This window comes from Endozoicomonas sp. ONNA1 (assembly GCF_024606325.1).
GTDB lineage: Bacteria > Pseudomonadota > Gammaproteobacteria > Pseudomonadales > Endozoicomonadaceae > Endozoicomonas_A.
Map to the genome: position 1 here is coordinate 1 of NZ_JAHHPN010000463.1, position 1,935 is coordinate 1,935.

2 protein-coding genes are annotated in these 1,935 nt (G+C 46.7%); both read right to left on the minus strand.

What is annotated here, in order from left to right; all coding sequences use genetic code 11:
* The coding region (locus KDK19_RS10520) for a hypothetical protein (RefSeq protein WP_257291904.1) at positions 1 to 490 on the minus strand (490 nt) is incomplete at its 3' end.
* 154 nt (positions 491 to 644) lie between these two features.
* Positions 645 to 1,935 (minus strand): WD40 repeat domain-containing protein (locus KDK19_RS10525; RefSeq protein WP_257291905.1); only part of this gene is annotated, 1,291 nt, incomplete at its 5' end.

The window sequence follows — 1,935 nt, forward strand, 5'->3', positions numbered from 1 at the left end:
ATTCAAATGTTTTACATTCAGACATCAGCTTAGTCTTGGTGAAAAATAACAGGGCAGGCACATAAGCCCTTTCCGTTTTGAGATCTTTGAGTGAGTTCACTAACGCCTGATCGTTTGTGAACGACTTGAGCCAATCAATGAGTTGATCATGATTTTTTGTATTGATGGATGTCCTTAGTTGATACTGCTGTGGCGAAGGAAACCGGCGATACCAGGCTTTTGCCAGTGCATTATTTTGTTTGATGCCATCGCGAAGGCGGGTGCATACCCGTTCTAAACTGACAATATCCCGAAGTTGCAAACGGCTGCAAATCATGGAACTGGATAAAACAGCAAAATACTGAAAGGAAGGTCTGTCCTTTTCTTCCACGTCGACTATAGCTACCGATCTGCCGACACTGACACAAGGTGATGCAGGCTCCATTTGAGCTTGCCTGGTGGGTGGCGAGTTTGGTTTTGCAATGCTGGCGTTATTATCTATTCCATGCATCCCTGAATTCTCCGTAGTGGGTATTTATCTTCGATCAGCAAGGACAATCAATGTCGATACCGCTAAGTTGGAGTCAGTTTTAGAGTGGAAGTTCATAAAATATTCTAAAAGGCGACTGACAGAGTTCCTGTCTTTCATTGCAATCAAAATGGCGTCACTCAGTGACAGCAGACAATGAATTATTGCTTCGTAGTTCAGTGATTTTCACTGTGCAGTCGTTACTGGCAGTGACTACACGGCTGGCATCGGCGCTGAAGCTGGCTGACAAGACCCAGCCATTATGGGATATACTGGCTTTTTCTACCCATGACCCATCGTCCTGTTGACCAATGATTTTTGCTGTTCCGTCCTTGCTGGCAGTCACTATATGGCGACCATCAGGGCTGAAGGTGGCTGATAAGACTCCGTCTTTATGGACAATGTCGCCTTCCAGTTCCCACGTCCCATTGGCTTTCTGGCCATAGATTTTTACTACGCCATCCTCGCCGGCCGTCACCACATAGCGGCCATCGGGGCTAAAGTTGGCTGAGTTAACATAGTCAATATGGCGAATGGTTTTTTTTGGTTCCCATGATCCATCGGCCTTTTGTTCATAGATTTTCGCCGTGTCATCCTTTCTGGAAGTCACCGCATGGCGGCCACTGGGGCTGAAGGTGGCTGATATGACCCATCTATGACGCTCAATGCTGGCTATTTCTTTACAGGATCTACCGTAATTGAGGTCACAGATTTCTGCCATTTTATCTTCACTGCCGGTCAGTATATTGTGAGCAATGGGGTTGAAGGTGGCTAATTTGATCGGACCATTTTGAGGGATAGTGGCTTTAATTTCCCATGATCCATTGTCCCTGAGACTGTAAATTTTTGCCGTTTTATCCTCACTGGCGGTCACCAAATAGCGACTATCGGCACTGAAGGTGGCTGAGTAGACACAGTCGGTATGGGAAATGCTGCCTACCGGTTTCCAGGACTCATCGGCCTTATAGCCGTAGATGATCACCGTGCCATCCTGACTGGCGGACGCCACATAGCGGCAATTGGGGCTAAAGGTGGCTGAATTGACCGAGCTGGTATGGGAAATGATGGCTATTACTTCCCATGATCCGGCAGCCTTATGAACGTAGATTTTTGTCGTGCCATCGACACTGGCGGTGATCAGATGGCGGCCATCAGCACTGAGGCTGGCTGAGTTTACGTAGTTCTTTTCGTGAATCGTTTCTGTTGTAACTGATGAAAATCTTTCACATTGAGACATCAGCTTAGTCTTGGTGAAAAAAAACAGGGCAGGTACATAAACCCTCTCCAGTTTGAGGTCTGTGAGTGAATTCACTAACGCCCCATCATTCGTAAACGACTCAAACCAATCACGGAGTTGAACATCATTTTTTGAATTGATGGCTGTCCTTAGTTGATACTGGAGTGGTGAAGGAAACCGGCGATACCAG